Source organism: Paenibacillus sp. PDC88 (assembly GCF_900106725.1).
Classification (GTDB): domain Bacteria; phylum Bacillota; class Bacilli; order Paenibacillales; family Paenibacillaceae; genus Paenibacillus; species Paenibacillus shunpengii.
Window position 1 is genome coordinate 192,763 of sequence record NZ_FNNT01000005.1, and the last position, 23,696, is coordinate 216,458.

The window sequence follows — 23,696 nt, forward strand, 5'->3', positions numbered from 1 at the left end:
TAGTTTGAAATTAATTAATAAATAAATAAATATAAATACCTTTTAATCCTGTTAAATCTTATATGCCTTCATCGCTTTTCTAAGCTCCTTGATGCTTGGGCGTTTGCCATACATCAGCACCCCTGTGCGATAGATCTTAGCCGACAACCAGCCGAACACCAGAATCGACGCAACCAACAGGATGAGCGACACCCAAATTTCCCATACCGCAATTTCACCCATACCGATACGAAGAATCATCACCGTTGGAGAAGTAAACGGAACGAAGCTTGAGATTTGCACGAGCAGGCTGTTCGGCGTACTAAGGCTGAAGATTCCGATATAAAAAGCAACTAAGGACAGCATCGTCATTGGAGTCAGCGCCTGACCCAGCTCTTCGGTACGGCTGACAATGGAACCAATGGCCGCGAACAGAACAGCATACAGGAAGAAGCCCAGGATATAGAATAAGAATCCATAGATCAGTACATCCAAATTCATAGTAGACAAGTCGATATCAATACTGCGAAGCAGCTCGATATTGTGCGGCAGCATCAGGTTTCCGAAGATCACAAGCCCAAAGATTCCGATCTGCGTCAGGCTGAGCAGGAAGATCCCGATGATCTTGCCAAACATTTGAGTCAGCGGCGATACGCTCGTAATGAGAATTTCCATAATCCGCGAGCTCTTCTCTGCCGTAATTTCAGATGCAATCATATTCCCGGTCATAATAATGGAGAAGAAGAACAAAATCATAAGAACATACACAAAAACATAATCAACAGCTGCACTCTCTGCATCTGCTCCCGCACCAGCAGCATCCTGTTCCACGCTTACCTCCTGAACATCAACGACAGCCGGTACGCTGATCGCCTCAATCTGCTCAGGACTAAGCGCATCTTGTACGATCGATTTGGTCTTTGCATTTTGCAGTCCGGTTTGAATAGTTGTCATTACTGCCGGGGACGGATTCGCATCCTCTGCATAATAGGTAGCCATTGGTTCTGTACCGTCTCCTGCAGCATGCAGCTCAACGTATCCCTCGATCACTTCATCTGCCAGGTCCGTCTTCAGCTCTGGTGCATCCGCTTGCTCATAGGATATGAAGCGGAGAGCCGGAACCTGCTGACTTGCTACAAACTCCTCAAGCGCCTGAGCGGACTCCTGCTGCTCACCTACAACAAGCCCAATAGCCGGGATATCGGCGGGAGCATTACCACCACTCTCTCCGTCATTGCCTGCAAACATATCGATTACATAAGGAATATTCATGCCGATGGTCATCAGTATAGCCAGAACCAATGTCGTTATTTTGAATGCCTTCGTCTTGGCCTTCTGCTTGTAAGTAAAACCAATAATCGTCCCGAGTTTATTCATGTCCGGTTCCTACCTCCTTGATAAAGATTTGGTTAAGCGTAGGTTCTTTGATCTCAAAATGCTCGACCGTCGATTCCTGGAGTGCTTTTTGCAGAATCAGCTGAGCCGCATCCAGAGAAGAGATTGTGATCAGATATCCTTTATCCATCGCTTCTACACGAGTGACACCTGCAATCTTCTCAAGTCCATTCAATCTATCGGTTGTTACAAGACGTACATGCTCGCGCGGATACCGTGATTTGACCTCCTGTATATTCCCCTGCACGACCGTATTCGAACGATGGAGAATCGTTATATTCTTACACAGCTCCTCCACATGCTCCATCCGGTGAGTTGAGAACAGAATCGAGGTGCCTTGATCTCGAAGCTCCTTGACCGTCGCTTTGAGCAGCTCAACGTTAACCGGATCGAGTCCACTGAACGCTTCATCGAGGATCAATATTTGCGGATTATGCACGACAGCAGCGATAAAGCCCATCTTCTGCTGATTCCCCTTGGACAGCTCTTCGATCCGTTTATCGTAGTACTCGGGGACTTCGAACCGCTCCAGCCAGTATCGCAGGCTCTGATCCGCGTCCTTCGCATTCATACCGCGCAGCCTGCCCAGATAGTTAATCTGCTCACTGACCTTGACCTTTGGATACATTCCGCGCTCTTCGGGCAGATAACCCATCATATGCTGCAATTCAGGACTGTATTTTTTCCCGTTGTACAAAATCTCTCCGCCGTCCGGGTAGATTAGCCCCAGCACCATGCGCATCGTTGTTGTCTTCCCCGCACCATTGGCGCCAAGCAGGCCGTATATTTCTCCTTCGCCTACTTTAAGTGTTACGCCGTTAACCGCCGTCTTGTCTCCATACTGCTTCATTACTTGGCTCAGTTCTAATCGATTCATCGTATCTTCTCCCCCTTTTTCGTCTCCCAGCCTGCCGGACCGTATCCTTCAATCCAATAAGCCAATATCTCATCCAGCTCTAGAATTCGGGCCTTCACTGGCGTTATGCCAGACTCGGATAGAATCTCCATGACGTCTCTCGTATGTGTTGTTACAATTCGCCGGATACTCCCGGTTTCCTCTGACCAATCCACGATCCCCGGCAGATGCGCCGGCTTGATATCGCCCTCGTACCAAATTTCTCTCCAGCTGTCTAGAAGCAGATCTTTCTCCACCATCCCGAGGGTGTGCCCTCGATGCATGAGGATAATATAGTCAGCAAGCCGCCGGATTTCGTCAAGGATGTGAGTTGCAATGATGACGGTCGTATTCCCTAGATCCATATAACGCTGGAGTTCTGTTATCATCTGCTTCCAAGAGAAGGGATCGAGTCCTGAAGAAGGTTCATCCAGAATGAGCAGCCTAGGCTGTGCTGCCAGCGCTGCTGCGATTTCATACTTCCTGCGCTCCCCCTTCGACATCTTCTTCAGTTTCGACTTGAGAGGAACCTCGAACTTACTCAGCAGCTCTTCAAACAAGCCCTGATTCCAATTGGGATACCAATAGGCCCGAAATTCAGCCGCTTCCATCGCCGTCATATGATCTTCATCCAGAATGGATTTCTCTGTTACCGAACTGATCTTCTCCCGAAGCTCTGGTGGGAGCTCGCCTTCCACTTCACTTCCGTACCAGAGAATCCTTCCCGAATCAGGCATGACAATCTTCTGCAGCATATTCAGCAGCGTGCTCTTGCCTGATCCGTTATGTCCGACAAGGGCATATATATAGCCCTCAGCCAGCTCCATATTAATGGGTCCGATCGTTTTCTCTTTTCGGGATTTATATACCTCTTGCATTGTTATTACGGGAGCTTCTGTCATGACTGCTTCTCCTCCTTACCATCGTAGACCTCACGGAGCACCTCGCTAAACCATGCGGTCAGCTCTTCCTTGGTACTGCCAACGGAGATGCCAACCTTGGCTGCCTGAACAAGCGCATCCTTGACTGCCGTCAGCTTGAACTCATTTCGCTCCTTCATTCCGACTTCAGCTACGAAAGTACCCGTGCCTTGTTTTGTACGAAGAAGCCCTTCATTCTCCAAATCCTGATACACTCTTCGTACCGTAATTACACTGCAGCTAAGACTACCTGCAAATTCACGAATGGACGGCAATAGCGTTCCCTCCTTAACCTGACCGGATATTATTAGTGAACGCAGCTGACTCTCAATTTGATGGTACAAGGGCTCCGCACTGTTCTCATTAATTTGAATGGGTATATTCACAGGATGCGCACCCCCTCAGCCTGTATAGATTCATTCTCGATTGTTCTCATTTGTTCGTCTCCGTCCTGCTCTCTTAACTCAAATCCCTTATTAACAATTGTCTGCGAGTCAACTTGAAGCTGATCGTAAGACTGGCTGCAGCGATAAGCAGCATCCCCCACATTATCGGCGATAATAAACCATAATCAGCACTTTGCTGAAGTGTAATTTTAATCAAATTCTGGTCGAACATCGCAGCTAGCAATGATACGAGCAGAGTGAATAGCATCAGAGCCATGGTTTGAACAAAATATCGCTTGCCGCTGCAATTAAATTCCCAGTAGAAGTAGATCGAGTTAATGAACAGCCCATACCCAATCCACATGATTGTGAACGCCAGGACCCCCGATAGTCCAAATTGCTCTCCTCGAAGAGCTGCTACATAGATCAAGCTGAAGAATGCAATCCCGTTAATTACAAAAGTGATCAGCATTTGAATGATACGATTCAAGAGAAGGGCATCCACAGGAACAGGAATCCGTCTCATATAAGCAAGCATTTGTGTATATGAATCTTCCTGTAAATAACGAAAGGACCTTCTTGAGAAGAAAAAGCCTAAGAATGGAACAAATATAAGAAAAAAGTTATCCCCCATTAACGTATAGCCTTTATCCTTCAGTGCTTCATGCATGGAGGCGCCGCACATAATTGCCGCATACGCTGTGAACAACAGAGTCCAGATCCATTGAAGCCAATCTCGCCCCAATTCCTGCCTCGTCATCCACCAAGCTTGCTTCCTTACTTTCGAACTCATGCTGTATATCCCCCTCACCATTCCAGGTGTGATTACTGTATATATCTTTATACACACTATACAAACTAAACTCATACCAAGTCAATCTCTTTTTGTAAAAAAAGAATGTGACCGCCTTCTGCGTCACATTCTTTACATTTTGTGTATGGCATCATATTCATACCTCTCTCACAGGCACAGCAAACTCCCTCCGCAGCACATCAACAAATGCACTTTGAACAGGTGACTGCCACCTGCTTCCATGATAATAAGCCTGGCTGTATATCTTTGTCGGCATTTGGATCTCCCGATAGATAAGCTGCCCCTTTGCTTCAGCTTCCTTCACAACCATATGCGGCAGTATAGCTATGCCTAATTGAGCCATAACCGATTGTTTAATCACCTCGATGCTCGAGCTCTCCAATGTGCGTTCAGGAGCAGCTCCATTTTGCATGAGCACCCTATGGACCAGCTTGCGGTAGCTGCACTCTGGCTCTGTATATATAAAGGGATATTGCTGCAGCAATTGATAATAACTTTGGTCTGCGTGACCCTCAGGGAGAATCCAGCCAAATTCCTCCTGACGAAGCAATATGGTCACCATTTCATCATATTCCAGCTGCTCTCCAATTCGAAAAACAATGTCTGTCTCGCCTTCTCTCAGCCTTTGCAGCTCATTAACACCAGATGAAGCTTCAATGGTAATATTCACCTTCGGATACTGTTCCCTGAACTTCTTGAGTATCCCAGGCAGTAGATATACAGCAACCGATTCATTCGCTGTAATGCTAAGGCTTCCGGTCACTTCGTGCTTCTCTCTGGATATTTCCTTCGCCTTCTCATAGATGGCAAGCAGCTCTATGGCATATTGATGAAATCGTTCCCCCGGCTCGGTCAGGATCGTCTTCTTGCCAAGACGGTCAAACAGACGCAAGCTCAAATCCTGCTCCAGGGACTGAATATGCATCGTAACGGTGGATTGCGCATAGCTAAGTGCTTCTGCCGCTTTGGAGAAGCCTCCGTGCTTCACTACAGCACAAAATGTTTTGACATGCTTGATATCCATGGCGGTGCTCCTTTATATCATCCTTTGCGAACAACCTTATCGGATCTTCTGATGATCATTATACCACCTGCTGTATTACAATGAATGAATTCAAGATGTGAGGAGGACCATTAATCCATGAAAAAAACAGAGTACCATGTGGCAATCGTCGGCGCTACCGGAGCTGTCGGAACTAAAATTAAGGAACTGCTTGAACAAGACACACATTTTGCAATCGGTCAATTGAAGCTGCTCTCCTCTCGGAGATCTGCAGGCACACTCATCTCGTTTCGAGATGAACAAATCCCGTGTGAAGAGCTGACAGCGTCCAGCTTTGAAGATGTAGATATCGCCTTTTTCAGCGCAGGTGGCGAAGTGTCAAGGCAATTCGTGCCTATTGCGGTGAGAAGCGGGGCGATCGTTATAGATAATACAAGTGAATTCCGTATGCATAAGGAAGTGCCGTTAGTGGTTCCCGAGGTCAATCCACATGTGCTGCAGACCCACCAAGGCATCGTATCCGTACCGAACTGCTCTGCCCTGCAAATGGTCACTGCTCTTACACCTATACACCACACTTACGGTCTCGAACGTATTATCGTCTCCACCTATCAGGCCGTATCGGGTTCAGGTGTCGGGGCCATAACGGAGCTGCTGTCCCAAGCGCAATCCTCTCTTCAAGGAGAACCCGCTCAAGCTAACCTGCTGCCTGCCAAAAAAGATAAAAAGCATTATCCGATAGCATTCAACGTCCTGCCCCAGGTCGATGTATTTACAGAGAATGACTATAGCTTCGAAGAGCAGAAGATGATGGATGAAACGAAAAAAATCATGGAGCTGCCCTTCTTGAAAATGGCTGCAACCTGTGTTCGCGTTCCTGTCGTCACTGGCCATTCCGAATCTGTATACATTGAGTTGGCAGCTCCTGCGTCCGTGAGTGAAATTCGTGAGCTGCTGTCCCAATCACCTGGTGTTGTCGTACAGGATAACCCCTCAGAGCAGCTATACCCCACGCCGCTAACTGCAGCAGGCAGCCCTGATGTATTCGTCGGCCGAATCCGCAAGGACCCGGATATTCCTAATGCATTCCATCTGTGGATCGTTTCTGATAACCTGCTCAAAGGCGCTGCGTGGAATTCACTGCAAATCGCCCACAGCCTGATGGAACAGGACCTTATCTGATTTTAAGCTATTGTCTTTGCTTATAGAAAAGGCCTGCCAACCACGTGTTCATGTGGTTGGCAGGCCTTTATATTACAAGTTTAAATCTTCTCAAAAAGTTTAACCTGATAAATGCTATAAGCTATGAATATTTAACCTTGTGAATCGTATTAAGTACCTATAATGACTTCCCACACAGGCTTGGTATGACCGCCCGGATACATCACGTAGAGAAGCGTATAGACGACAACCCCCGTAATGGCTGTAAAAAACCATACCATCGAGGTCACTCTCCCCAGCTTGCGATGCTTCGCATATTTCTCCTTGAAGCCCCAGACCAGGGTTGTAATCCCGAATACGGCAGCCACGGTTGCCAAAATGATATGAAAAATTAAAAACACTTGGTAGAACAGTTTCAAATCATCAGGCCCACCCCAGGAGGTATTACCAACAATAAAGGTACGGGATGAGTAGATGATAAAAAACAGGATCGCTGCCCAAGCTCCGGCAATCATCATCTTCTTATGCGCCTCTCGTTTACCCTTTACGATGAGATACCAGCCAATCCCTACCAGCACTGCGCTGATCACTATAAAGGCCGTGCTTAGCGTTGGCAGTAAGAAATCCAAGTCCATGTCTTTTCCCCCTCGAGTCTTCACCTGCTTGTAGTCGTTCCTTGAATGCTTTAGTGAATCAATCTTCCCTATAGACCTTTATGCTTCAGTTCTACCTGGTACTTGTAAGGGAATATTCTCGTCATCCTCCTGACTTTCCTTCCGATACCACTGAAAGAACACGTATGCCAGCATCACACCAAATATCAGCTCCTGAATCATCTTCATCACAATGCCGCCGACCTGCTGATCCTGCTGTGCGGTTGACAGGAAATTGAAGAACGAAGGGCCGCCGATACCCTGCAGCCGAAGCTGTGTCTCAGGTGATACGCAGTATCCCATGGCTGCCACCCAGGCATTGGGATTGCTGTAGGTCTCATAGATGGACTCTGAGGCGAAGATGATCAGACCGCAAGCAGGCGTAAGCAGCACCATGTTGAGAAAGATATAGCCGATCTTGTGTAATCCTGACCCCCTGTCCCGCTCCGGTATCGGATGGACAAGTGATCCCCACATCAGCATGGCAGTAATGAATAAGACGATATAATACAGCCGGTGCACGGTGAAATGAAGCATGACATAATCATGAATCACCGGAATGTGATAGAAGGAGAACAGTCCATTAAACAGCAGTGCCGCAACGATCGGATGGCCTAGAAACGAGAACCACCGAACAGGACGATAATCCAGCACTTTGCGCCAGACCCATGCCGGGATCCCTCTCATAATGAGAGGTGGAGCCGCAATATAGGATAAAGCCATGCTGAGCATATGGAAGGTAAACATCGTGTGGCCAAACAAGCTGATCGGCCCGCCCTGTGCCATATACAAAATGAACATCCCGCATAGAAACATCCCTTTTTGCCGTGTCGTTGCCTTCTCACTTCCTCTTGCCTTCTCGGCAATCGGACCAATTACAACAAAATACAGTGCAGTCATTATTATCATAAAAGCCAAAAACAGCGGGCTCCACAGATCATTAAAGCTGAAATATTGTAGACCGAGCATGCTTCTCCTCCTCCTGCCCTGCTCCACGTAGATGAATGGTAATGATTGTCTTTATGAAAATTCGAAAAGGCGGCGAAAGATTCGCCGCCTTCTTGCCTTACTTACCACCACATCCACAATAAGGCGGTAATAATGGCCGTAAAGGCCACGAAGAATCCGAATGCCATAAAGATGAGCGGGATCAGATGCCCTTTGTCCTTCATATGCATCCAATATGCCATCTGAATAATGACCTGAAGCACAGCCATGACCAGCAAAATAATAATCGTAAACGTATTATTTACACCGCCGGCGGCCACTGCAGCAAATGCAATTAGCGTAAGCGCGATCGAGAATATAAAGGCAACAATATGCTTCTCCGGTCCCTCCGGACGATGGCGATGCTTAACACCTTCCGCGCCAGAGCTAGATTGACCATTACCCGCCATGGATTAAACCACCTTCCCAAGCAGATATACGACCGTAAAGATGAAGACCCAGACCACATCGATAAAGTGCCAGTAGATCGCCGACACATAAATCTTCGGTGCGGTTACGACCGTTAATCCTTTTTTGTACAGCTGTCCAATGAGAAGTCCGATCCAGCCTAGACCGAAGGCAACGTGCGCCCCGTGAAAGCCGACCAGCGTGTAGAACGCCGAACTGAATGCGCTCGTTGTCATACCAAATTCTTTATGAACAACATATTCGTAGAACTCATAAATTTCGATACCGAGAAAGACCAGTCCTAGCAAAATAGTAACGCCGAGCCAGCTAATGAGCGCTTTGACGTTATGCTTATGCATCGCCTGAATCGCAAATACGCTCGTCAAGCTGCTCACCAGCAGAGTGAAGGTTGCCGCTGCAACCAAGGGAAGATGAAACAGATCATTTGCTGTTGGTCCATCCAGTGTCTGGTTGCGAAGCGCAAGGAAGGTCGCGAATAGCGTACCGAACAGAACCGCTTCTCCACCCATGAACAGCCAGAAGCCAAGAATCTTGTTGCGGCCCTCTAGCGTTGCTTTTTCCGGTTCATGAGGCAGCTGACCATTTACAGCTTCTGCGTGTGGGTTTGTCATGCTTTTGCCCCCTTATCTTCCAGTTCCTCAGGCTCGATATGCCATCCATGGTCGTCATAAAGGGAACGAACGATCATACATCCGAAGGTAATCCCCAGACCAATAATGACAACTATATAGTTATTGAACATAAAATTCATAAATGCATTGCCGAAGTCATCATTCGTAAACATCAGACCGAGACCCGCGATGAATATCCCTACGGACATTAGAAACGGTAATATGGTCGCCGAAGGCATATGAATCAGTCCGACCGGCTCAGCCGGAGTCATCTCTGAATGGCCAGCCATCTTCTCTTTCCAGTAAGCATCAATTCCGCGTACAAGCGGAGTCTGTTTAAAGTTATATTCTGGCGGCGGAGAAGGAATCGTCCATTCCAGTGTACGTCCATCCTCCCAAGGATCGTTGCCAGCATCAGCAGGCTTCAATGAAGTCTTAACGATATTTACCAGGAATAAAATGACGCCTACACCCATCATGAGTGCACCAACCGTACTGATCAGGTTCAGCATGTCAAAGCCTTGATTCGGTGCATAGGTTGCAACCCGGCGCTGCATCCCCATCAGACCGAGGAAGTGCTGAACGAAGAACGTAAGATGGAAGCCGATAATGAAGATCCAGAACGTAATCTTGCCCAGTCCCTCTGCGAGTACACGACCGAACATCTTCGGCCACCAGTAGTGCAGACCGGAGAACAGTCCGAGGACAAGACCACCCACAATGACGTAGTGAAAGTGCGCGACGACAAAATATGTATCATGGAACTGAAAGTCTGCCGGTGCAGAGGCGAGCATGACGCCGGTTACCCCGCCCATGACAAAGGTAGGAACAAAGCCGATCGCGTACAGATTTGCAGACGTGAACCGGATTTGTCCGCCCCACATTGTAAACAGCCAGTTAAAGATCTTGATCCCCGTAGGTACCGCAATCAGCATTGTAGAGATCGAGAACAGGGCATTCGCTACCGTACCCATTCCTGTCGTGAACATGTGATGCGCCCAAACCATGAAGCCAAGGAACGCAATCAGAATCGTTGCAAATACCATGGAGCTGTAACCGAACAATCTCTTTCTAGAGAAGGTCGGAATAACTTCGGAAATGATTCCGAATGCCGGCAGAATCAGGATATATACTTCAGGGTGACCGAAGATCCAGAAAATATGCTGCCATAATACCGGGTTACCTCCACCTGCAACATCGAAGAAGTTAGCTCCGAGAATTCGGTCAAAGGTTAGTAGAACAAGACCCACCGTAATGGCTGGGAAAGCAAACAGAATAATGGCGGATGTTATAAATGTCGTCCAGGCAAACATCGGCATTCTCATAAAAGACATCCCGGGTGCACGCATCGTAATAATCGTAGCAAGGAAGTTGATGCCCCCGATCAGCGTACCAAGACCTGCAATCTGGAGACCGATGGTGTAGAAATCGACACCGTGTGTGCTGCTGTACTCCGTGCTTGAGAGCGGGACATAGGATGTCCAACCTGCGTCCGGAGCACCACCCATCAACCAGCTCAGATTAAGCAGCAATCCTCCGAACAGAAAGGTCCAGAAGCCGAGCGAGTTCAGAAAAGGAAACGCAACGTCCCTTGCCCCAATCTGCAGTGGAAGCACCGCATTCATCAGTGCGAATATGATCGGCATAACGCCGAGGAAGATCATTGTCGTTCCATGCATTGTAATCATTTCATTAAATGTCTGGGTAGTCATCATACCATTGTAAGGAATAATTAATTGAAGACGAATCAGAATGGCTTCAATCCCACCGATCCCGAAGAACAAGCCTCCTGCCGCCAAGTAAAGAATCGCGATTTTTTTGTGGTCAACGGTCGTCAGCCAATCCATAATTCCTGTATACCGTTTAACCGTATGAGCGTGAGCCAAGTTCAAGTACCTCCTTCTCAATCCGCACTGTTCGTTTCATAATCCAGCTTGTAATCGGCCAAATACTCGGCTATTGCATCGACCTCTTCAGTGGTCAGTCCAAGCTCCGCCGGAGACGGCATCTCATTGCCCGGTTTGATAGCCTGCGGATCATGAAGCCATTCTTTGAGGTTCTCCTCTACAGGTGCACCCTCCTGACCTTCACGTTCATTCAGAAGCATGCTCGCAATGGATTCCCTGCCGCCGATTCCTGTAAGATTCGGACCTAGCGGACCGCCTTGATCGCCCACAGCATGGCAGCTCAGACAAGCAGACTTGAATTTCTCGGCAAGCTGCTCATCTTCAGGCAGAACAGCCGGCGCCTGCATCGCAGTCACCCAATTATCAAATTCCTCTTGGCTGACAGCCTTAACCTTGAATTCCATATATGCATGGGATGGTCCGCACAGCTCTGCGCACTTCCCGCGGTAAACGCCTTCATTCGGTGCAGAGAAATGGAATTTGTTCAAGGTTCCGTCAAAGTTCGTGTCAATCTTACCTGCCAGGGACGGTACCCAGAAGGAGTGAATTACATCATTACTTTCAAGTACAAATGAAATCGTCTTATCGGTTGGAATAATGAGGTCTTGTGCGGTCGTCACACCGAGATCAGGATAGCTGAATTCCCACCAGTACTGGTGAGCTGTCACTTTAACCTGAAGGGCGTTTTCGTCTTTGGTGTAGTCCTTGCCTAAAGCGGAGAGCTGCTGAACGGTTGGAACAGCCAGTATAATGACAAGCACGAGAGGAATGACGGTCCATATAATCTCCAGCTTGTGATTACCTTCCACTTGTTCAGGAATTTCATTCTGTCCTGGCCTCCGCCGGAACTTGATCAATACAAAGGCCGCAATCGCAAACACCACAAGGAGTACGACGACCATGATCGTTATGGCAAGCTTCATTAGATCAAGCTGCCCTTGTGCTACGGGACCCTGCGGTCTCAATACAGACAAATCCTCACGGCCGCAAGCGGACAATAACAATGAGAATGCTGCCAGCAATGGGAGGATTCTTTTTCCGTGCCGCCACCTTTTCATCACCTATCTACCCCACTTTTCCCAATTTCGCTGATTACCATCTGGTTCCAAAAAGCGAGTATTCTACCTGCTCTAGTACCTTTGTTGTAATCCTGTAAATTAATACAATCACTTATTAAATATAAGTCGACCCCCTGTTTTTGTCAATCTTTAGACACATGTTCACAAATTGTTCAAAAAGTCCCAGAAACCGCGCCATTATTATGTTTGTTAACGATTTCACGACTGAATAATAGCGCAATATTCCATTGTTTTCTTCCAAATTACGGATAATACGGGAGCTTTCGAGCAAGTTTGGCAGATTACTGATTTATGTAGTTTAGTGCAAATAATTTGCTGGCAACACTAGCAATCTATTTATAGAATGCATCTCTCTTTTTTGCCATCTCAGCATATGAAATGCCATCTCATTTCTAATTCCATCCATCATTTACCACAAAAGAAAACCCGATCCTATACAGAAGCGGGTTACTAGGAAGCCAGAAGTATCTTACTGAAAATCTCGGATAAATTATTAGACAGAATAAGCTATTGTTTCAACTCAAACGGTTAGCAGCAGAGGGCCGTCCTTTGTAATGGCTACCGTATGCTCATACTGGGCTCCGATGCTGCCATCCGCAGAACGGATCGTCCAGCCGTCATCTTCCCAGTAGACGGCACCTGTCGGCCCCATGGTTAGAACAGGCTCTACTGTGATAACCATCCCCTCTTCAAGCCGGATGCCTTGACCGGGCTTGCCATAAGGGAAAATGTCTGGCTGCTCATGCATGATGCGGCCAATGCCATGTCCGACAAGCGGCTTGACGATCCCGTAGCGCCAAGGCTTCACGCATTTTTCGATGGCGTAACCGATATCTCCTACCGTCTTGCCCGGCAGCGCTGCGGCAATCCCTTGATGCATTGCCTTTTCCGTCCGTTTCAGAAATCTCTCGGTCTTGGCATCGGTCTTCCCTACCGCATAAGTCCATGCGGAATCCGCCAGCCAGCCATCCTTGTTGACTACCATATCAATGGTTACTACATCTCCATTGACTAATGCTGTATCGGAAGGGAAGCCATGACATACAATTTCATTCACTGATGCGCATATCGCATAGGGATAGCCTTTATACCCCTTCTGTTCCGGCGTTGCGCCCTGTTCGGCAAGGAAGTCCTCAACAAAGCTATCAATCGCTTGAGTTGTTATTCCTGGCGTAAGCATGGATTCGATCTTTTGATGACAAGCCTTCAGTATTCTCCCTGCCTCCCGCATGTACCCGATTTCCTCTTTTGTCTTCAGGATCACAGACATCTACAGGTCAGCCCCTTCCCGTTGTGGCGCTAACTCTATGTATATGCATACTCCCGCGCAAAAAAAACCGCCTCTCCTGCATCCATTCACAGGCGGGCGGTTCTATTCAAATAAGAACAGTATATTCAGATGCTCGATTACAGTAGTGACGCAAAAGTGAAGAATCAGGAGACTGAGGAATTCAGTCTTGTCAGTTCACGCTCGACGACGAGCGTAAGCTCCTCTTCGTAACCTCCTGTTATCCGGTATTTTTTCACATACTCCTTCACGAATTTTTTAGGATCCTTCGGCCTGAAAATCCGAGTCATTTCTCGTAAACTTTCTTTGACCTCATTATGACCTTTTGTTGCCATGATAACTCCCTCCCAAAACGTTCAAAAGTAAATGCTCCGTTTAGAGAATCCGTAGAAAAAAAAGATCTAAGTGATACCATGAAGAAGTGTGTGCAGCTGTAATTAGCTTCAGGCCGGGAATCCCTGACTTAAACAGGTACCTGACATTATAAATACCCGAAACGATTCTTTTTGAATCACACTTCTATTGTATCATATTCAAAGCTTGCGTACAGCTTTCCAGAAATATCAATTTTGTAAAATCAAAATCAAATTCTGAATACCGTACTCCATACATAATATATCGGCCAATGTTTAATTCGGATTCAGTCAATGTCTTGAATACCAATCGTTTACATACATTTATTATGCCGTGAACACGGATAGTTATGCACCGAAACGGATAACCTAACTTACTGAAGTAAGAGCTTAAAGCCGCTTATATAAGCGGCCGCACTTCCTAAGATTCATGTTTCATTAAATAAAATAAGTTCAAGGAGGCTCCTGATATGAGCAGCAAGGATAAGGACATGCTCCCGATCACGCGGGAAAAGGTTGAGGTAGATGGAGTATATACCAATGAACGCGGACTGACGGAACATCTGCATAGAGGACAGCATTTTCCGCCGGACCCGATTCATGGAGCTACGGAATGGGAGCTGACGGAGTTTGCGTTTGAGAATCATCATGAAGGCAGAACAGACGAGCGCCTCGTTCCCAAAGAGGACGATGAGAATAAAAAAGGCAAAATAACAAGCCCGCGTCGTCAATTTCAAGGCGGAAGCTGATTCTGGTTAGAGAATACATATCACTGTTCCTTCATGGAAGAGTGATATTTTTTTATTTTGATGGTTGTTCAACTCCACGCCCCTCTCTCATATGATGCTTAAGAGAGATGGACAAAGGAGGAGGATACTTGATGTCCCCATTCAAATCATCGACCGGACTGGATGAGAATATTGCAGGTGCACTGTGCTACTTCTTCGGTTTTATCGGAGCCATATTGCTGCTTGCGCTCGAGAAGCGAAGCCGCTTCGTTATGTTTCATGCACTTCAGTCCCTGTTTGCCTTCGGAGCTATTGTCGTCGGTCATGTACTCAGCGGCTTGATCCCTTTGCTTGGCCCCCTGCTCGCTGCGCTGCTGTCACTGCTTGGTGTGGCGATATGGGTAATTATGCTGGCAGCAACACTGCAAGGGAAGTGGCTCAAGCTTCCTCTAGTAGGCGACCTTGCTGAGAAGCAGATGCGCAAGCTGTAATCTCACTCATGAACAGAGCAGCTGGCAAATATACTTTGCCGCCTGCCTGCCCCTTGCAAGCTTCATAGCACACAAAAAAACCGCTGATGACCCTCAAACAGGATAACCAGCGGCTAGAATTATGAAAAAATTAGACGGATTCAGTTGTCGTGTCCAGTTCAGCCTTTTTCTGCGGTTTGGGACCCAATCCGTTAAAAATCAGATTCAGCAAAATCGCAGTAAAGCTGCCGACCACAATTCCGTTATTCAGCAAAATACCGATCTCGGAAGGAAGCTGTGAGAACAGATTCGGTACAACCGTAACGCCGAGACCCATCCCTACGGACACTGCAATAATAAGCAGATTCTCGTATCGGTTAAAGTCTACCTGATCGGCCAGCATCCGGATACCAGAGGATACGACCATCCCAAACAAGGCTACGGTAGCGCCGCCAAGCACGGCAGGAGGAATCATCTGAGCCGTTGCTGCAATCTTGGGAACAAATCCGATCAGAATGAGCAGCAGACCGGCTACAGCGATAACGTCCCGTGTCTTCACACGGCTCATTTGGAGCAGACCAACGTTCTGGGAGTACGTTGTATACGGGAAGGAGTTAAAGATCCCACCAACCACAATCGCAAGCCCTTCTGCTCTGTATCCTCTGGACAGGTCCTTGGAGTCAATTTCTTTGTTCAAAATTTTGCCCAGAGCCATAAATACCCCTGTTGATTCCGCGATACTGACGATCGCAACCAGGATCATCGTCAGAATAGCAGACAGGTTAAAGGTAGGCGTTCCAAAATGGAACGGTTCAGGTGCACGGAACCAGCTTGCTTCAAGCATTGGAGACAAGTCTACTTTACCGAAGAACAGTCCTGCAACCAATGTGCCGGCAACAAGACCGAGCAGGATCGAAATCGACTGGATAAATCCCTTTGTTAAACGGTTCAAGACAATAATGAATAATAGTACACCAAAGCCCAGCAGCAGATTCACAGGATCGCCGAAATCCGCAGCCCCATTACCGCCGCCAAGATCGTTTAACGCAACCGGAATAAGTGTGAGACCAATAATGGTGACGACCGAGCCTGTAACGACCGGCGGGAAGAAACGAATCAGCTTGCCGAACAATCCGCCAAAGATCATGACGAACAGACCAGAGGCGATAATCGCACCATAAATGGCGCTAACACCATATTGATTACCGATTAGAATCATCGGCGAAACCGCCTGGAAGGCACAGCCGAGCATTACGGGAAGGCCGATACCGAAATATTTGCCGCCCCATACTTGCAGCAGTGTTGCCAGACCACAGGCCAGCAGGTCAATTGCAATCAGATAGGTGATTTGATCTGGAGGCAGATTCAGACCGCTCGGTCCACCGACGATCAGGGGAACGATGACAGCTCCCGCATACATAGCCAAGACGTGCTGAATGCCTAGCGAAAATGTTTTTAAAGGGTGACGATTACGGTTAAATATACGTTCACGTGACATTAGATTCCATCCTCTTCATCTGCAAATGTAACTTGTCCATTCTCAAGTGATGCAATTCGCACCAGTGATTCAACACGGTAGCCTTTCTCTTGAAGCAGACGACCGCCAGGCTGGAACGCTTTTTCAATTACGATACCGATACCGACAACCTCAGCACCTGCCTGCTCAACAATCCGCGCAAGACCAAACGCCGCTTCCCCATTCGCAAGGAAATCATCAATAATAAGTACGCGGTCGCCCGGCTTCATAAACTTCTTAGCCACCGTAATTTCGTTAGACTCCTGCTTGGTGAAGGAATAAACCTTCTCTACAAAAATATCATCACGCAGGGTCAAAGACTTCTGCTTGCGGGCAAAGATCAGCGGCGCTTCCAGCTCAAGTGCAGTCATAATGCCAGGCGCAATCCCGGAGGATTCAATGGTGAGCACACGATTAATATCCTCTCCCTCAAACCGTCTGACAAACTCGCGGCCGACTTCCTTCATTAGAATCGGGTCCATCTGATGGTTCAGGAATGAATCCACCTTCAGTACCTGATCTGACAACACAATCCCTTCGTTTATCACTTTTTCCTTTAGCAGCTTCAAGTGGTATCTCTCCTCCTGTATGGATATTTCTTAAATTTGAGCCTGACCCGGCAAAATGCAAATAACCCATTCCAAATCAACCGCCGAAAACACGGATGGATTAGAACAGGTACTGGTTAGAATAAAGATGCAGTAAAGATTTCAAGCTCACATGCAGCAGTATAGCAGAGGCCTTCAAATTTTGTTGCATTCTTCATATTCCTCCCGTAGTCCAATCATTTCCGGTGATCGGGTAGAGACATGCCGGCCCATTCCAGCACATATACGAGTTAATTGTATATTTCACGACATGAGCAAAGGAGCAAATTACCTTATCGGTGTACTCCCTCGCCTATGTTAGAACAATGTTAGAAGTATAACGAATTAATGTTGCAAAATAAAGTGTTATTTTCAAGAAACTTTTCCAAAGATCTTTTCAAAGGGCCAAGCCTAATGTTTAAATGGAGGGGAAGGTTCTTGCTCTGACGGTATATAGAGCACAGGTTAGGAGAGTTGATATGAAGAAAATATTGAATGAATTCAAGGAGTTTGCCGTTCGCGGCAACGTCATTGATCTGGCTGTCGGAGTCATTATCGGGGGGGCATTCGGCAAAATTGTAACCTCGTTCGTCAATGACATCCTCATGCCGCCAATCGGACTTCTGATGGGGAACAAGAGCTTCGAGCAATTGTTCATTCCGCTGGAGCGAGGGGTGCTGACTTCAGAAGGCAGCAAGTACACGACACTCGCCATGGCTGAAGCAGACGCCATCCCAGTGCTGAAGTATGGACAATTTATCAATGTCGTACTGGACTTTCTGATCGTGGCATTCTGTATCTTCCTGTTCATTAAAGGGATTAATCGACTGAAACGCAAAAAAGAGGAGCCCGCACAGCCAGAGCTGACAACGAAGGCTTGTCCTTACTGTCTCTCGGACATCCCGCTTGCCGCTACGCGCTGCGCTCACTGCACCTCTGTGCTGGAAGTGGAGAGATCTTCCTAGAGAAGATTCTCCAGAATTCTGCGCAGGTTCGCATCTTCCCTGTAGACTTCTTCACCTGTATCAAGCTCGGTCACACGAAGTCTGATGTAATCTGCGCCAGGATTCACCGGCTTGAAGGTCAGGTCGTCGGGATTCTCGGTGACCACTTCATAACCCAAGCGTTTAAACATCGGGATAAGCTGCTCCGGTCCGGGAGGCGTATTATTATCCATGAGCAGAAGCCCTCTTAACGGTTTAGGCTCATCTTTTTTGTAGATTATTTGAAATTTCACAATGCATTCCATCGTTTTTATAAGCTCCTTTCTATCTCATCATCCATTTTCATTGTAATTATATTCCCCTGAAAAAGATGTAATGATGCTGACATAAGATCATCGCATTGTATGTTATATCACATCTCTGGAGGTCAACCGAAATGAGTGAAGAGCATTTTGATATATACGATCCATCTGGTGCACACATCGGTACAGCACCGCGTTCTGAGGTTCACCGCGAAGGCCACTGGCACAAATCCTTTCACTGCTGGCTGGTGCGGGACACCCCGCAAGGTAGAAGGGTTCTGTTCCAGAAGCGGACGAGCAGCAAGGATACCTTTCCCTCTTGTTATGATATCACTGCTGCCGGCCATCTCACGGCCGGAGAAACGGTTCGGGATGCAGCAAGAGAGCTGGAAGAAGAGCTTGGTCTCCGTACCGAATTCGAGCAGCTTACCCATTTGTTCGAAGTCACCGAGGAAATGAGCGGCGAGATTTCCGGCGTACCCTTCATTGATCGAGAGATTAGTAATGTGTACGGCTGCCTTAGTTCTTGGGAGCTGACAGAATACAAGCTGCAAGCGAGTGAGGTTGCAGGATTGTACGAAGCAGATCTTAAGCAGATGCTCGATATGTTCCTCGGCGGTCCAAGCAACATAACAGCAACCGGCATCCTCTATCATGAAGAAGACGGCCATTATACCAAGGTTACAGAGCCTATTCGTCCAGGACAATTTGTTGCCCGCCCTTATTCCTACTACGTTTCTGCCTTCCAAAAGTTACAGCAGCTATAGACGCAGGGACATAAAAAAAGGTTCTCTGCCGTGATGGTGCACCAAGGCAAACCATCTGCGGGCAGAGAACCTGTAACCTACATACAGTACAGTGTTACCTCTCTACAACATATTTGTTCATCATATGCTCGAAGCGCCGGCCATAACGTCTCTCCAGCTCCTCACCCATATCTTCTTCTAATTCGTACAAAATCAACTCCTGCGCAAAGTACTCCAGCAGCAGCTTGACCATCAGTGGATGCTCCGTGACGAGTGCCTGTGTCATGCATTCTTCCCCTCGAAGTCCCAGCATGCACCATTGCCGGTCAATGACAAAAGAAAACTTCCGTCCGCATAACTCGGCCGAGGGCTCAAAGGGATCCCAAGGGAGCATGGAATACTGCTCCCCTGAATCAGCATCGTAAGACCAGAGCAGCCTAACGCCCCGTTCCTCTGCAGCTCTCAGCTCCTCGTGGAACAGCGCCGCCTCCTCTGCACACATATCTATGACGATCTCCTTCTCTGCCTGAGCAACCCGAACCAATAAGGTGTCCAGCACCTGGCGGTCTCCCTCCATGTTATAGAAGTTCGGAGATCCCGGATGATGTCTTGGCAAGGATCTTTCAACGAAATGAAGGGACTGTCTCACATTGTCCGAAATCTTGCTTGTCAGCTCTTCCGGTGTAAGCATGCTGTATCTAGCCGGCTCCCCCTTGCTGCAATGAAGATAGCCTTCCGCATTCAAGCGCTGGAGCATCGCATATATGTTCGAACGTGAAGCGCCAAGACGCTTAGCTACCTCATAGCCTGATGAAGCCCCCTGGCGGGACAGATCAACCATAATTTTGGATTCCATCTCTGTAAAGCCCAGATTCTTAAGATGCGCAAGCAGCTGCTCCATCGTCACTGTCCTCCCATGCTGTTAAGGAACCTATGCGTACCTTATCGTTAGATCTGCTCTGCACCACAATGCGGACACCATTTCGATCCTTTTGGCAGCTCAGAGGCGCAAATTTGACATTTGACGCTATCTCTCGGCACCTCTGCTTTGACAGGCGCCTCCATGTGCTCATTGTTCTCTTTCCAGTAACGGATTCGCTCGTCCAGCTCCTGCTGTCTCTCCCGCTCCCGCTGCAGTTCCTCTTGACGTCTGCGTTCCCACTCCGCGTCAAACTCTTCCTTCTCTTCAGGGAGGAAATCCTTCAGATCGTAGTCTTCCTCATCCGGTGGCAGCACATCATCATCGAGCAATAGATCAGGGAAGAGTTCCTCCTTCTCCTCTTCAGCTACAACCTCTTCTGCTGCCGCAGCTTCCGGTTTAGCCGGACTCGTATAAGTCTCAGAGTTCGCAGGTGTCAACGGACGACCGCATTTCGGACAGAAATTGGCATCCAGATCAGATACATGTCCACATACACAGACCCGTTCGTTCTTCAGTACTGCGATCTTCTCACGAAGCTCATTGATCTCTTCCTGCAGCTCGTCACATGCTTCTGACAGCTCCATCATTCTCTGTTCAGCGATCGACATGTCTTGAGCACGGTAACCCTCGTAGAAGATACGGCCCATTTCTGTATAATTCACCGACATTTCGTGTTTGATATTCGCAATTTGTGAGTTTAGTTTGTTGATTTCCACGGCATGCTGTGCCTTCTCCGTTGCACGGCCTGCCCCGTCTTTAATTCGCTGTAAAAAATTCATCTCAGGTTCTTCCTCCTCTTTCCCATGACAAGCTGAAAGTTAATTCACTTAACAGCTAAGCCTTCACTCATTACTTAGCCAAGACCCAAAAAGATAAAACCTGAATCAATTTCATAACCCGTTAACCTTGATTGGAGCAGCTAAAGAATATGAAAATGATTCACCTGCCGTTAAATTATACCGTATACTTCGCAGAAGTCTGTTCATTTAGGTATAATAGAGAGCGGTTTGTTTATACTTATTTGCTTCCATTTTGTGATGGCTCAGACATGATTAGAATCGTGCTATGATGCACCTTAGCACTGCTGCAGTAGCTAAGGTGACTCTATCATACCAAATTTACAGCCCTCTTGTGAAAAGGGCAATGATTTACTTTAAAATTAGATGAGGTGTACGGTTTTTATGTATAGTGTGAACCCCATTTTTCATCTGCGTCCGCTGGGTGTTACCGGAAATTCGAGATTTCCTCAAGCCAAACCTGCGCCTGATCAGACAAGTATTGAGCTTGTGTCTGACAGAGAGAAGGATGCTTACTTCTTCAGGTCACTTGAGCAGGCAGGTATTCTGCTGAATGCTCCTCAGATCAAGGCCGTACGACACGGCAAGGGGCCGCTCCTGACACTTGCTGGCGCAGGCTGCGGCAAGACCACGGTACTGACTTCCCGGACAGGCTATCTTATCCAGGTCGCTAATGTCCCGGCCGGTAGTATACTGCTCGTCACGTTTACGAGCAAGGCAGCCGGCGAGATGAAATCAAGAATTGCGGCCATTCCCGGTATTCGTCCGGCGGCCGCCCGTGCGGTCCAGGCACGGACATTTCATTCCTTTGCACTGATGCTGCTGCGCCACTATGGCATGACCGAAGATATTTTTGGCGATACCAAAGCCCAGCATACGATCATTAAGATGATTCAGCGCAAGCACGGACTCAGTGATGCCTTTCAGCCCGAGAGCCTGCTCTCCTCCCTATCCGCCTGGAAGATGGAGGGAAAAACCGCGGATGAGCTGCCGGACGCAAGCCGTGAGGAGCGGGAGACCAAGCAAATACTGCTCGGCTATGAAGCATGGAAGAAGGAACGTCACAAAATGGATTTTGACGACATCCTGCTTCATGCGAACCGGCTGCTGTCTGACCCTCACATCCTTCGCCCGCTTCAGCAGCGCTTTCAATATATTATGGTGGATGAATTTCAGGATACGAACGGATTACAGTACGAAATTGTACGCAAGCTGGCCGCAGCGCATCGGAATTTGATGGTCGTAGGAGATGATGACCAGACGATCTACACCTTCAACGGGGCTAAACAAGAGGTCATACTGGAATTCGACAAGCTGTACCCCGGCGCATCGGTCATTACGCTCGACATTAATTATCGCTCTGACGCCCACATCCTGGGGCTGGGTACCGAGATCATTAAGCATAATAAGAAACGCAGATATAAACGGCTTGTTTCTGCCGGCAAGCAAGGCTCACAGCCCTTGTATGCAACTCCTTCCGGTGTAGAAGAGGAAGCCGCCTGGATCGTAGGTCATCTGCAGGAGCAGATTGAGAACGGACAGCATTCTTATAAGGATATCGCCATTCTGCATCGAACGGCGAGCAGCAGCCGCGCGATTTTTGAACAGCTTGTACTGAAGGACGTTCCGTTTATACAGCACGGTGCAGGACCGGTGTTCTACGATCAGAGCTTGGTCAAGCCGCTGATGGATCATCTCAGGCTGTCTCTCAATCCGCGGAATTTTGAGGCTATTCCCAGTACACTGGGTCCTCTCTACATTTCCAGGGACGCGGGTCTGCTCTATCTGGATCAGCAGGAGAAGCAGCAGCCGAAGAAGTATCCATTGATCCATTTTACCCGTTGGGAACAGCTGAAGCCGTTTCAGCAGGAGGCAGTGAAGGAACGTATCAAACTGATTAAGATGCTGAAGTCCATGACGCCGCTTGCTGCCATTCAGGAGATGAGAAGACAATTCTACGATTCCTATATGGAAAGTGGAGATCCAAGCATCTACACCCATTATCGTGAGACGATTCTTGAAACACTCGATGAGCTTGAAGCGGCAGTTAAGCGTTTTGAAACGGTGGAGAGCTTTGTGGCTTTTGCAGATGAGCTTACAAGACGGCATAAGGAAATGGAAAGCCTGCAGGCAGCAAGTGACAGTGACGCCGTTCAGCTCATGACGATTCATCGGGCAAAAGGACTTGAGTTCCCTATCGTCTACTTAATTGGAGCAAGTGAAGGGATCCTGCCGCACAGCTCTGCGCTCACAAAGGAAGCACCCGAGGATCGAAAGGCAGCTCTGAATGCAGGTGCTTCCAGCACGGAAGTCGAGGAGGCTCTGCTTGAAGAGGAGCGCAGACTCGCCTATGTTGCGGTCACAAGAGCCAAGAAGCAGCTGTATATCACATCACCGGCAAGTCAGCACGGCAAGCCGGCCCCGGTGTCCAGATTTCTGCTGGAGGCGTTCGGTATCAAAGATTCGCAGGAACAGCGAGGGCCTGTGAGCGAGCGCAAAGCCTATACAAAGGACCATTCCCGTTCCAAAGAGAAGGAGCAGCACAGCCGCTCCGATCGATCTTCACATCAGCGGATGGAAACGGTGCCTGTATGGTCCTGCACTTCCAGCTCCTGTCCTGCCTGGATTAGACAGCATCCCGCTCAAGGTACGAGTACGCCGTCTAACAAACCACCGTCCTGTCCGCTGTGCAAGTCGGCGATGGAGAAATCAATGCGCGAGGTCCCTGCCATACCCAAGCATTACAGATGAAATGATTCATTCATGGAGAAAACCGTGTAAGAACTCATAAGCGCTGCGTTACGCGAATTTATAGAATAAATTA

Annotated in this window: 25 protein-coding genes and 1 riboswitch; of the genes, 6 read left to right on the top strand and 19 right to left on the bottom strand. The window is 48.0% G+C overall.

What is annotated here, in order from left to right; genetic code table 11:
- Positions 1–51: 51 nt before the first annotated feature.
- From BLW49_RS16785 to BLW49_RS16810, 6 genes are all read right to left on the bottom strand, one after another.
- Positions 52–1,356, bottom strand: a complete 1,305-nt coding sequence (locus BLW49_RS16785; protein ID WP_090725684.1) for an ABC transporter permease — start codon at positions 1,354–1,356, stop codon at positions 52–54.
- On the bottom strand, positions 1,349–2,251 hold the full coding sequence (locus tag BLW49_RS16790) for an ABC transporter ATP-binding protein (RefSeq protein WP_076314764.1): 903 nt from the start codon (positions 2,249–2,251) through the stop codon (positions 1,349–1,351). The genes BLW49_RS16785 and BLW49_RS16790 overlap by 8 nt, the downstream gene beginning before the upstream one ends.
- Complete coding sequence (locus tag BLW49_RS16795; protein WP_090725685.1) at positions 2,248–3,171, bottom strand: ATP-binding cassette domain-containing protein; 924 nt, start codon at positions 3,169–3,171, stop codon at positions 2,248–2,250. Before BLW49_RS16795 ends, BLW49_RS16790 begins: the two co-directional genes overlap by 4 nt.
- Positions 3,168–3,575, bottom strand: coding sequence for a GntR family transcriptional regulator (locus tag BLW49_RS16800; RefSeq protein WP_090725686.1), 408 nt, complete (start codon positions 3,573–3,575; stop codon positions 3,168–3,170). Before BLW49_RS16800 ends, BLW49_RS16795 begins: the two co-directional genes overlap by 4 nt.
- 73 nt (positions 3,576–3,648) lie before the next feature.
- Positions 3,649–4,368: an ABC-2 transporter permease gene (locus BLW49_RS16805; RefSeq protein ID WP_076314767.1), complete on the bottom strand. Its 720-nt coding sequence runs from the start codon at positions 4,366–4,368 to the stop codon at positions 3,649–3,651.
- A 157-nt stretch (positions 4,369–4,525) separates the two neighbouring features.
- Positions 4,526–5,413, bottom strand: a complete 888-nt coding sequence (locus tag BLW49_RS16810) for a LysR family transcriptional regulator (RefSeq protein ID WP_090725687.1) — start codon at positions 5,411–5,413, stop codon at positions 4,526–4,528.
- A gap of 117 nt (positions 5,414–5,530) precedes the next feature.
- On the opposite strand from BLW49_RS16810, the gene BLW49_RS16815 reads away from it, so the two are divergent.
- Positions 5,531–6,574, top strand: a complete 1,044-nt coding sequence (locus BLW49_RS16815; protein WP_090725689.1) for an aspartate-semialdehyde dehydrogenase — start codon at positions 5,531–5,533, stop codon at positions 6,572–6,574.
- A 149-nt stretch (positions 6,575–6,723) separates the two neighbouring features.
- On the opposite strand, the gene BLW49_RS16820 is transcribed toward BLW49_RS16815, so the two are convergent.
- The 8 genes from BLW49_RS16820 to BLW49_RS16855 all read right to left on the bottom strand — a co-directional run bounded on the left by BLW49_RS16820 (position 6,724) and on the right by BLW49_RS16855 (position 13,842).
- Positions 6,724–7,188, bottom strand: a complete 465-nt coding sequence (locus BLW49_RS16820) for a DUF420 domain-containing protein (protein ID WP_090725690.1) — start codon at positions 7,186–7,188, stop codon at positions 6,724–6,726.
- Between the two features lie 78 nt (positions 7,189–7,266).
- Entirely contained in the window at positions 7,267–8,175 is a 909-nt protein-coding gene (gene ctaG, locus BLW49_RS16825) for a cytochrome c oxidase assembly factor CtaG (protein ID WP_090725691.1), read from the bottom strand.
- A 101-nt stretch (positions 8,176–8,276) separates the two neighbouring features.
- The gene (locus BLW49_RS16830; RefSeq protein ID WP_047911494.1) at positions 8,277–8,603 is read right to left on the bottom strand and encodes a cytochrome C oxidase subunit IV family protein; all 327 of its coding nucleotides are present in this window, start codon (positions 8,601–8,603) and stop codon (positions 8,277–8,279) included.
- 3 nt (positions 8,604–8,606) lie between these two features.
- A complete protein-coding gene (locus BLW49_RS16835) occupies positions 8,607–9,233 on the bottom strand; it encodes a cytochrome (ubi)quinol oxidase subunit III (protein ID WP_047911493.1) in 627 nt (208 codons plus the stop codon).
- Positions 9,230–11,080 (bottom strand): cytochrome c oxidase subunit I, encoded by a 1,851-nt coding sequence (gene ctaD / locus BLW49_RS16840; RefSeq protein ID WP_371264578.1) that lies wholly within the window; start codon positions 11,078–11,080, stop codon positions 9,230–9,232. Before ctaD ends, BLW49_RS16835 begins: the two co-directional genes overlap by 4 nt.
- 56 nt (positions 11,081–11,136) lie before the next feature.
- A complete protein-coding gene (coxB, locus tag BLW49_RS16845; RefSeq protein ID WP_076314773.1) occupies positions 11,137–12,201 on the bottom strand; it encodes a cytochrome c oxidase subunit II in 1,065 nt (354 codons plus the stop codon).
- A gap of 538 nt (positions 12,202–12,739) precedes the next feature.
- A complete protein-coding gene (map, locus tag BLW49_RS16850) occupies positions 12,740–13,489 on the bottom strand; it encodes a type I methionyl aminopeptidase (RefSeq protein WP_090725694.1) in 750 nt (249 codons plus the stop codon).
- A gap of 164 nt (positions 13,490–13,653) precedes the next feature.
- Positions 13,654–13,842: a hypothetical protein gene (locus BLW49_RS16855; protein ID WP_047911489.1), complete on the bottom strand. Its 189-nt coding sequence runs from the start codon at positions 13,840–13,842 to the stop codon at positions 13,654–13,656.
- A 488-nt stretch (positions 13,843–14,330) separates the two neighbouring features.
- Here BLW49_RS16855 and BLW49_RS16860 point away from each other — a divergent pair, with 488 nt between their 5' ends.
- Positions 14,331–14,609, top strand: coding sequence for a hypothetical protein (locus BLW49_RS16860; RefSeq protein WP_047911488.1), 279 nt, complete (start codon positions 14,331–14,333; stop codon positions 14,607–14,609).
- A gap of 131 nt (positions 14,610–14,740) precedes the next feature.
- On the top strand, positions 14,741–15,079 hold the full coding sequence (locus BLW49_RS16865) for a DUF4870 domain-containing protein (protein WP_076314775.1): 339 nt from the start codon (positions 14,741–14,743) through the stop codon (positions 15,077–15,079).
- A 130-nt stretch (positions 15,080–15,209) separates the two neighbouring features.
- On the opposite strand, the gene BLW49_RS16870 is transcribed toward BLW49_RS16865, so the two are convergent.
- Entirely contained in the window at positions 15,210–16,556 is a 1,347-nt protein-coding gene (locus tag BLW49_RS16870; protein WP_090725696.1) for a nucleobase:cation symporter-2 family protein, read from the bottom strand.
- Entirely contained in the window at positions 16,556–17,143 is a 588-nt protein-coding gene (locus tag BLW49_RS16875; protein ID WP_047911485.1) for a xanthine phosphoribosyltransferase, read from the bottom strand. Before BLW49_RS16875 ends, BLW49_RS16870 begins: the two co-directional genes overlap by 1 nt.
- Before the next feature lie 187 nt (positions 17,144–17,330).
- A riboswitch (purine riboswitch) is annotated at positions 17,331–17,431 on the bottom strand.
- Positions 17,432–17,640: 209 nt separating this feature from the next.
- Here BLW49_RS16875 and mscL point away from each other — a divergent pair.
- Positions 17,641–18,126: a large-conductance mechanosensitive channel protein MscL gene (gene mscL / locus BLW49_RS16880; RefSeq protein ID WP_090725697.1), complete on the top strand. Its 486-nt coding sequence runs from the start codon at positions 17,641–17,643 to the stop codon at positions 18,124–18,126.
- Here mscL and BLW49_RS16885 read toward each other — a convergent pair.
- Positions 18,123–18,410: a hypothetical protein gene (locus BLW49_RS16885; protein WP_090725699.1), complete on the bottom strand. Its 288-nt coding sequence runs from the start codon at positions 18,408–18,410 to the stop codon at positions 18,123–18,125. The two genes, mscL and BLW49_RS16885, sit on opposite strands and share 4 nt — an antisense overlap.
- Before the next feature lie 131 nt (positions 18,411–18,541).
- On the opposite strand from BLW49_RS16885, the gene BLW49_RS16890 reads away from it, so the two are divergent.
- Positions 18,542–19,174, top strand: a complete 633-nt coding sequence (locus BLW49_RS16890; protein WP_076314780.1) for an NUDIX hydrolase — start codon at positions 18,542–18,544, stop codon at positions 19,172–19,174.
- Between the two features lie 94 nt (positions 19,175–19,268).
- Here BLW49_RS16890 and BLW49_RS16895 read toward each other — a convergent pair whose 3' ends face one another.
- Positions 19,269–20,054 carry a TrmB family transcriptional regulator gene (locus BLW49_RS16895; protein WP_090725700.1) on the bottom strand — a complete coding sequence of 262 codons (786 nt, stop codon included), beginning with the start codon at positions 20,052–20,054 and terminating at the stop codon, positions 19,269–19,271.
- 47 nt (positions 20,055–20,101) lie between these two features.
- A complete protein-coding gene (locus BLW49_RS16900) occupies positions 20,102–20,854 on the bottom strand; it encodes a zinc ribbon domain-containing protein (protein ID WP_076314782.1) in 753 nt (250 codons plus the stop codon).
- A 402-nt stretch (positions 20,855–21,256) separates the two neighbouring features.
- Between BLW49_RS16900 and BLW49_RS16905 the strand changes: the two genes are divergently transcribed.
- Complete coding sequence (locus BLW49_RS16905) at positions 21,257–23,623, top strand: UvrD-helicase domain-containing protein (RefSeq protein ID WP_090725702.1); 2,367 nt, start codon at positions 21,257–21,259, stop codon at positions 23,621–23,623.
- The last annotated feature ends 73 nt before the right edge of the window (positions 23,624–23,696 follow it).

Bases quoted from the DNA above. Each gene is read 5' to 3' on its own strand.
- BLW49_RS16805 (WP_076314767.1), bottom strand. From the start codon at position 4,368: ATGAGTTCGAAAGTAAGGAAGCAAGCTTGGTGGATGACGAGGCAGGAA.
- BLW49_RS16820 (WP_090725690.1), bottom strand. From the start codon at position 7,188: ATGGACTTGGATTTCTTACTGCCAACGCTAAGCACGGCCTTTATAGTG.
- BLW49_RS16815 (WP_090725689.1), top strand. From the start codon at position 5,531: ATGAAAAAAACAGAGTACCATGTGGCAATCGTCGGCGCTACCGGAGCT.
- BLW49_RS16785 (WP_090725684.1), bottom strand. From the start codon at position 1,356: ATGAATAAACTCGGGACGATTATTGGTTTTACTTACAAGCAGAAGGCC.
- BLW49_RS16830 (WP_047911494.1), bottom strand. From the start codon at position 8,603: ATGGCGGGTAATGGTCAATCTAGCTCTGGCGCGGAAGGTGTTAAGCAT.
- BLW49_RS16870 (WP_090725696.1), bottom strand. From the start codon at position 16,556: ATGTCACGTGAACGTATATTTAACCGTAATCGTCACCCTTTAAAAACA.
- BLW49_RS16900 (WP_076314782.1), bottom strand. From the start codon at position 20,854: ATGAATTTTTTACAGCGAATTAAAGACGGGGCAGGCCGTGCAACGGAG.
- BLW49_RS16890 (WP_076314780.1), top strand. From the start codon at position 18,542: ATGAGTGAAGAGCATTTTGATATATACGATCCATCTGGTGCACACATC.
- BLW49_RS16790 (WP_076314764.1), bottom strand. From the start codon at position 2,251: ATGAATCGATTAGAACTGAGCCAAGTAATGAAGCAGTATGGAGACAAG.
- BLW49_RS16895 (WP_090725700.1), bottom strand. From the start codon at position 20,054: ATGGAGCAGCTGCTTGCGCATCTTAAGAATCTGGGCTTTACAGAGATG.
- BLW49_RS16885 (WP_090725699.1), bottom strand. From the start codon at position 18,410: ATGGAATGCATTGTGAAATTTCAAATAATCTACAAAAAAGATGAGCCT.
- BLW49_RS16835 (WP_047911493.1), bottom strand. From the start codon at position 9,233: ATGACAAACCCACACGCAGAAGCTGTAAATGGTCAGCTGCCTCATGAA.
- ctaG (WP_090725691.1), bottom strand. From the start codon at position 8,175: ATGCTCGGTCTACAATATTTCAGCTTTAATGATCTGTGGAGCCCGCTG.
- map (WP_090725694.1), bottom strand. From the start codon at position 13,489: ATGTCTGTGATCCTGAAGACAAAAGAGGAAATCGGGTACATGCGGGAG.
- BLW49_RS16795 (WP_090725685.1), bottom strand. From the start codon at position 3,171: ATGACAGAAGCTCCCGTAATAACAATGCAAGAGGTATATAAATCCCGA.
- BLW49_RS16865 (WP_076314775.1), top strand. From the start codon at position 14,741: ATGTCCCCATTCAAATCATCGACCGGACTGGATGAGAATATTGCAGGT.
- BLW49_RS16860 (WP_047911488.1), top strand. From the start codon at position 14,331: ATGAGCAGCAAGGATAAGGACATGCTCCCGATCACGCGGGAAAAGGTT.
- BLW49_RS16810 (WP_090725687.1), bottom strand. From the start codon at position 5,413: ATGGATATCAAGCATGTCAAAACATTTTGTGCTGTAGTGAAGCACGGA.
- mscL (WP_090725697.1), top strand. From the start codon at position 17,641: ATGAAGAAAATATTGAATGAATTCAAGGAGTTTGCCGTTCGCGGCAAC.
- ctaD (WP_371264578.1), bottom strand. From the start codon at position 11,080: ATGGATTGGCTGACGACCGTTGACCACAAAAAAATCGCGATTCTTTAC.
- BLW49_RS16905 (WP_090725702.1), top strand. From the start codon at position 21,257: ATGTATAGTGTGAACCCCATTTTTCATCTGCGTCCGCTGGGTGTTACC.
- BLW49_RS16855 (WP_047911489.1), bottom strand. From the start codon at position 13,842: ATGGCAACAAAAGGTCATAATGAGGTCAAAGAAAGTTTACGAGAAATG.